At 74.4% G+C, this 6555-nt stretch carries 6 protein-coding genes; 3 read left to right on the forward strand and 3 right to left on the reverse strand.

All coding sequences use genetic code 11. The features are described 5' to 3' along the window. The coding region (locus tag SZN_RS34380; protein WP_007504341.1) for a P-loop NTPase family protein at positions 1-2271 on the forward strand (2271 nt) is incomplete at its 5' end. A 289-nt stretch (positions 2272-2560) separates the two neighbouring features. On the opposite strand, the gene nucS is transcribed toward SZN_RS34380, so the two are convergent. Next, positions 2561-3232 (reverse strand): endonuclease NucS, encoded by a 672-nt coding sequence (gene nucS, locus SZN_RS34385; RefSeq protein ID WP_007504343.1) that lies wholly within the window; start codon positions 3230-3232, stop codon positions 2561-2563. Between the two features lie 265 nt (positions 3233-3497). On the opposite strand from nucS, the gene SZN_RS34390 reads away from it, so the two are divergent. Further along, complete coding sequence (locus tag SZN_RS34390) at positions 3498-3890, forward strand: SCO5389 family protein (RefSeq protein ID WP_007504345.1); 393 nt, start codon at positions 3498-3500, stop codon at positions 3888-3890. A gap of 92 nt (positions 3891-3982) precedes the next feature. On the opposite strand, the gene SZN_RS34395 is transcribed toward SZN_RS34390, so the two are convergent. Then, the gene (locus tag SZN_RS34395; RefSeq protein ID WP_007504347.1) at positions 3983-5011 is read right to left on the reverse strand and encodes an LLM class flavin-dependent oxidoreductase; all 1029 of its coding nucleotides are present in this window, start codon (positions 5009-5011) and stop codon (positions 3983-3985) included. Between the two features lie 223 nt (positions 5012-5234). Here SZN_RS34395 and SZN_RS34400 point away from each other — a divergent pair, with 223 nt between their 5' ends. Continuing rightward, positions 5235-5567 (forward strand): hypothetical protein, encoded by a 333-nt coding sequence (locus SZN_RS34400; protein WP_007504348.1) that lies wholly within the window; start codon positions 5235-5237, stop codon positions 5565-5567. Between the two features lie 14 nt (positions 5568-5581). Here the strand turns inward: SZN_RS34400 and SZN_RS34405 are convergent, their stop codons facing one another. Further along, entirely contained in the window at positions 5582-6451 is an 870-nt protein-coding gene (locus SZN_RS34405; protein ID WP_043734660.1) for an ABC transporter permease subunit, read from the reverse strand. Between the last annotated feature and the right edge of the window lie 104 nt (positions 6452-6555).

Consider the following 6555-nt stretch of genomic DNA (forward strand, 5'->3'; position numbering starts at 1 on the left):
CCCGTCCCGCCCGGCCCCACGCGGTCCGCCCGGCCGCTCCTGGCCCGCCAGGACGCGCGCGAACAGCTCGTACGGCTGCTCGCCCGCGGGCGTTCCGTGCGCCTGACCGGTGCCCGCGGCGCGGGCCGCACCAGCCTCCTCGACCTCGTCGCCGAGGACTGCGCGGACCTCGCCCCCGACGGAGTGGTCCGCCTCAGCGGCTTCGGCCGCACCTCCGCCGACCTCCTCGACGACCTCTTCCGGTCCGTCCACGACGCGCCCCTGCACCGCCCGGCCCAGGACGAACTGCTCGCCTGCCTGCGCGAGATCGGCGCGGTCGTCGTCGTGGACGACGTCGAGTTCGGCGGCGCCGCGCTGGACGAGCTGATCGACGCGACCCCCGAGTGCGCCTTCCTGGTCGCCGCCACCCCCGACGTGCCCGCGCCGTCCGCCGGAGCAGACGTCGAGGAGGTCGCCCTCGGCGGTCTCGACCGCGCCGCGAGCATGGACCTGCTGGAGCGGGGCGTGGGCCGGGAGCTCACGGAGGACGAGAAGAACTGGGCCGGCGACCTGTGGTTCGAGTCCGAGGGCCTGCCGCTGAGGTTCGTCCAGGCCGGTGCGCTGCTGCGGCAGCGGGACCGGCTGCGGGCCGGGGCGGAGGCCGTCGACGAGTACGGCGTCTTCGAGGAGGCCCCGCCCGCCGACGCCGTCCCGCGGAGCGTCCTGGCCGACTCCGGCGGCGAGGAGTCGCCCCTGCCCTCGCTCGGTGAGGCCGCGGGACCGGCGAGCCTGCTCGCCTCGCGGCTCAGTGCCTCGGCACGGGCCGCCCTGCGCCTCGCCGTCGCGCTCGGCGGCGAGCTGCCGCACCAGGCCCATCTGCCCGCGCTCGTCGGCGACACCCACGCCGACGCCGCCCTGGGCGAGCTGACCGACTCCGGGCTGGTCTCGCCGGTCGGCGCCCGCTACCGCCTCGCGGCCGACGTGCTGGTCCAGCTGGAGGGCGCCGGGTACGCCGACGGCCTGCGGGACACCGCCCTCACCGCCGCCACCCACTACACCTGGTGGGCCGGGCACCCCTCCGTCACCCCCGAGCGCGTCAGCGCCGAGGCGGACGCCGTGCTCGCCGCGCTGGCGGTGATCGTGCCCGGCACGCAGCCGCCCGCCGAGGACGAGGAGAGCCCGGCCGTGCGGCTGGCCCGCACGGTGGCCCCGGCCTTCGCCGCGGGGCTGCACCCCGGTGCCTGGGAGCGTGCGCTGCGCGCCGGTGCCGAGGCGGCCCGGCTGGCCGACGAAGTCACCGAACAGGCTTACTTCCACCACGAGTTGGGCATCCTCGCGCTCTGCGACGGCCAGCTGGACCGGGCCCGTACCGAGCTGGAGACCGCCATCGGCCTGCGCGCAGGGCTCGCCGACCAGCGCGGCACGGTCGCGGGCCGGCGCGCGCTCGCCCTCGTCTCGGACCGCTCCGGCACCGCCCCCGGCCTCGTCGCGTTCGCCGCGACGGCGGGTGGGGAGGGGCCGGACGCCCGCCGCGAGGAGTCCCGGTCGCCCGCGGGCGGGGTGCCCGGCCGGGCCGGTGACACCGCGACCCTCGTCACCCACCGGGCCACGGCACCCGCGCCGTCCCCGGCGGCCCCGCGCAAGCGCGGCGGCGGGCTGCTCGGCTTCGCCCGGCGCAACCTGGTCGCGGCGGGCGCGGGCGCGCTGCTCGTGGCCGTGCTCGGCACCGTGGTGACGCTCGGGGCCACCTCCGAGGGCGAACAGGACAGCCCCGCCTCCCAGGTCGGCGTCGACCCGTCCGCGAGCCCCGGCATCGACGACGAGGGCCTCGGCGCGGACAAGGCCGAGGGCGAGGACGGCAAGGGCGACACGGGTACGGCGACCAGCCGTCCGACGGACCCGGGCCCCGACGGCATGCCGGGCACGGCGGACGACCCGGCGCCCTCGGAGTCGACCGGGCCGTCCGACGACCCGTCCGGCACGAAGGCGCCGGGCGGCGGGTCGTCCCCGACGCCCCCGAAGCCGCCGACGCCGAAGCCCTCCGGCTCGACCAGGCCGCCCACGTCGAAGCCGCCGACCCCGACCGGGTCGCCGACCGGCGAGCCTTCGACGTCCTCGTCGCCGACGTCCGGGCCGTCCACGAGCGAGTCGCCGCCGCCGCCGTCGTCGTCCACGCAGTCGTCCGACTCCGCGAGCCGCCCGGCGACGTCCGGCGCACCCGCGACCACGACGGCGGGCTCCCCGCAGCCCGGCACCCCGGCATCACCGGGCGATCCGGGCACGCTGATCTGAGCACAGGTCCCGCGGCCCGGCGGACCCGGTCCCGGGGCGTCCCGGGAACCGTTCCGGGGCGCCCCGGGACCGGGCACGACGCCAGCGTCGACCGCACCGTCACCCCGGACGAGGTGATCCCTCGCCCAGGCCGCGGGCGCCCGCGGCCAGGGCCGGGGCGGTCTCACGCCGGAGGAGAGCGCGGCGATTCCGGTGCCGTCGGCGCGCGCCGCCCCGGCCGCTGCACGCGAACGGCCCCGCCGCGAGCATCGTCGTGGCGGGGCCGGGGCCGCTCGGAACAGGACGTCGCTCAGAACAACCGGAGCTTGTCGTCCTCGATGCCGCGCAGGGCGTCGTAGTCGAGGACCTGGCAGCCGATGCCCCGGTCCGTCGCGAGGACGCGGGCCTGCGGCTTGATCTCCTGGGCGGCGAAGACGCCGCGCACCGGGGCGAGACGGGGGTCCCGGTTCAGCAGTTCCAGATAGCGGGTGAGCTGCTCCACGCCGTCGATCTCGCCGCGCCGCTTGATCTCGACCGCGACCGTGCGCCCCTCGGCGTCCCGGCACAGGATGTCGACCGGTCCGATGGCCGTCATGTACTCGCGGCGGATGAGCGTGTAGCCCTCGCCGAGCGTCTCGATGCGGTCGGCGAGCAGTTCCTGGAGATGCGCTTCCACGCCGTCCTTGATCAGGCCGGGATCGACGCCGAGTTCGTGCGAGGAGTCGTGGAGGACTTCCTCCATCGTGATGATCAGCTTCTCGCCCGCTTTGTTGGTGACCGTCCAGACGTCCTTCTGCTCGCCGTCGCCCTCCTTCAACGTGCAGGGGGGCGACATCCAGTTCAGGGGTTTGTAGGCCCGGTCGTCCGCGTGGATCGAGACGCTGCCGTCCGCCTTGACCAGGATCAGACGGGGTGCCGGGGGCAGATGGGCGGTGAGCCGGCCCGCGTAGTCGACGGAGCAACGGGCAATGACGAGACGCATGGTCGGCAACGCTACTGGACGGGTCCCCGGCCACGCGATCCGCCCTGTGGGAGTCCGGATGACCCCGGACTGCCCCTGTTCGTTTCTGGCCGATTGTGAGCCCAACGGGGTCTGCGCATGTACGCGTTCTCCTGGTGCCGTCACCGTACGTTGCCTACGGTATGGAACGGGAGGTCGTCAGACGTGTACGCAGAGTGTCCGGCGTCGCGGACTCCCTCATCTGTCCGGCAACCCCCGCCGCGGCGGGGGTGCGAGAGGAGAACCCATGTCGCTCGACGTCTCACCGGCCCTACTCGAACAGGCCGAGCGAGGCGAGGTCGACGAAGCCGAATTCGTCGACTGCGTCCGGACCTCCCTGCCCTACGCATGGGAGATGATCAGCTCCCTGGTGGCTCAGCTGAAGGTCGACGGCGGACCGTTCGCCGACAACCAGACGCCCCCGCCGGACGAGCAGGCACGCGGCCAACTGCTGCGTGCGCTTGCGAGCGACGCGATACGCGGCGCGCTGCAGCGGCACTTCGGGGTGCGACTGGCCTTCCAGAACTGCCACCGGGTGGCGGTGTTCCCGCTCGACTCCTCGGTCGACGGGACGCTGTCCCGCTTCACCTCGGCGCGCAGCCAGGTGCTGAACCAGTCCCCGGAGTTCCGGGACTGCTGAGGCGGTGGGTCGCCTGCTTGCCGCTCCGTACGCGGGAGGTGCATTCAGTACCGGGGCGGCAAGCCCTCCGGCGCCGCCGCGCGCCGGCTGTCTCAGCCGAGCTGCGGCAGTACCTCGGCGCCCAGCCGCCGTACGTTCTCCTCGGTCGCCGCGAGGTCGCCCGAACCCTCGACCAGCAGGGCGAAACGGGAGACGCCCGTGCGCTCGCTGGTCGCCGCCAGCCGGTCGGCGCACAGCCGCGGGGTGCCCACCGGGTGCAGCCCGCAGAGCAGTTCGGTGTAGGCGAGCGGGTCGCGCATCGTGCGACGGCGGCCGTCCACCGTCACATGGGCCTCCAGGCCCTGGCGGAGCCAGCCCGGCATCGCCTTGGTCAGGGTCTCCACCGCGTCCGTGCGCCGGTCGGCGATCTGGCAGACCCCGGCCGACACGTGGGCCGCCGCGCGGATCTCGTCCGCCGGCCGTCCCGCCACGCGCGCGTGCTCCCGCCACAGCGCGACCATCTCGGCCTTCTCCTCGTCGCCCACATGCATGCCGAGCAGCATCGGCAGCCCGCGCTCGGCCGCGAGCCGCACGCTCTTCGGGGAGGTGCAGGCGACGACGACCTCGGGGCCCCCGGCCCCGGTGAGGCACTCCGAGGGCCGGGGCACCACGGGCACCTCGCGGAAGCCGAACCGCTCGCCCGTGCCCGCGACCGAGGGCTCGCGCAGCCAGCGCAGCACCAGGTCGAGCGCCTCCGGGAACCCCTCCTCGTACGCCCGCAGACCCGCGCCGAACACCTCCAGGTCGACCCAGGGGCCGCCGCGCCCGACGCCCAGCGAGAACCGCCCGCCGGACGCGATGTGCAGCAGCGCGGCCTGCTCGCCGAGGGCGACCGGGTGGGCGGCCGGCAGCACACTGACCGCGGTGCCCACCCCCAGCCGGCGGGTGCGGCCGAGCAGCAGCGCGGCCAGGGTGACGGCGGACGGGCACGTGCCGTACGGCACGAAGTGGTGCTCGGCCAGCCAGACCGAGTCGAGCCCCGACTCCTCGGCGACCTCGGCGGAGCGGATCGCGCGGTGCAGCGCCTCGCCGTCGCCCTGTCCCGGGAACCGGGCCGCCAGTACGAAACTTCCTACGCGCATGGGTGATTCCTGCTTCCTCGGCTCCGACACGGAGCTCCCCCACCGGGCATAACCGTCCGACACGTGCCGAGGACACGGCCTGGCGAAGGGATTTGCGGATTGTCTGCAGAATCGACGGCCGCGGTGAGGGACTTGTGGGGATTCATGCCGTACGGCTGCCCCCGTCCGTGCCGCGTAGGCTGGACGTGGTCCACGCATCCTGTAGAGCCCCGTGAGGTGTTCCGTGTCCCCGCGACGCAACCGAGCCAAGGGAGCCGGCACGTCCGGACAGAGTGCCGAGGGCGACCGCCCGGGGCGCTACGGCGGCTGGCAGTCCGCCGAGACCTGGCAGGGCGAGGAGTGGAACGTCCGGCACGTGGCCGGCGCGAGCGCCCGGGGCAAGGCGTACCGCTGCCCCGGCTGCGACCAGACGATCCCCGACGGCGTCCCGCACGTCGTGGCCTGGCCGGGCCACGGCGGTGTGGACGACCGCCGCCACTGGCACAGGGCGTGCTGGAACGCGAAGGACCGCCGCACCACGCGGGTGCAGCGGTCCCGCAACGCGCCGAGGTTCTGAGCCCGGCCCGCGGCCTACACGTCCCGCTTCTCCAGCAGGGCGAGCGCACCGCCGTACGCGACCGCGGTCACGCCCAGCATGATCCACAGCGGGTCCCAGCCGGACGGTCCCGAGGTGCTGAGCGACTGCGCGTAGAAGACGCTGAGCTGGTTCGGGACGGAGTACTCGAACAGGGCCTCCTGAAGGGTCCTGAGCGACTCCGCGAACATGAACAGGGCGATGACCAGCGGGGCCAGCACGAGCCCGATCATGATCGTGATCGCGCCCGCGGAGTGCCGGATGACCGAGCCGACGATCAGGGACAGCAGACCGAGCAGCGCGATGTAGAGCGAGATGCCGACCGTGGCCTTCAGCCACTCCTCGGCCGACGGCTCGCGGGCGCCGTCGACGATCGCCACGTCCGCGAGGGCGACCAGCACCGTCGACACCAGCGTCACCGTGAACGCGACGGCGAAGAACACGATCGACTTCGCCGCCAGCACCCGGCTACGGCTGGGACAGGCCGTCATCGTCGTGCGGATCATGCCGGTGCCGTACTCCGACGCCGTGGTCAGCACGCCGAGCGTGATGACGCAGATGGTGCCGAGCAGCAGCCCGAAGAAGCCGAACGGCAGCGGGTTCTCCTCGGAGAGGTTCTCCGGCGAGGCGTTGCCCGCGATCAGCGCGGCGACCGACAGGCCGATGCCGATGACCAGGACCACGAACACCCCGAGCGTCCACACCGTGGAGCGCACGGAGCGGATCTTCGTCCACTCGGAGGCGAGCGCGTGCCCGAGGTGCGTGCGCACCACGGGGATCGGCGAGTGGTAGACGGGGTACGGCGACCCGGGCGCCGCCTGCCAGGTCGGTGCGGCGCTCTGCGGCATCGGGCGGGGCGTGCTCATCGGGCGTCCTGGGCTGGGTCGGGGCGGCGGCCGGTGTCCCGGCAGCGGGCGCGGGCGGCTGTGCGCCGAGGAGTGGCTGAAGGCCACGGTCGGCATCTCGCTCT

The organism is Streptomyces zinciresistens K42 (genome assembly GCF_000225525.1).
Taxonomy (GTDB): domain Bacteria; phylum Actinomycetota; class Actinomycetes; order Streptomycetales; family Streptomycetaceae; genus Streptomyces; species Streptomyces zinciresistens.

Bases quoted from the DNA above. Each gene is read 5' to 3' on its own strand.
- nucS (WP_007504343.1), bottom strand. From the start codon at position 3,232: ATGCGTCTCGTCATTGCCCGTTGCTCCGTCGACTACGCGGGCCGGCTC.
- SZN_RS34390 (WP_007504345.1), top strand. From the start codon at position 3,498: ATGTCGCTCGACGTCTCACCGGCCCTACTCGAACAGGCCGAGCGAGGC.
- SZN_RS34395 (WP_007504347.1), bottom strand. From the start codon at position 5,011: ATGCGCGTAGGAAGTTTCGTACTGGCGGCCCGGTTCCCGGGACAGGGC.
- SZN_RS34405 (WP_043734660.1), bottom strand. From the start codon at position 6,451: ATGAGCACGCCCCGCCCGATGCCGCAGAGCGCCGCACCGACCTGGCAG.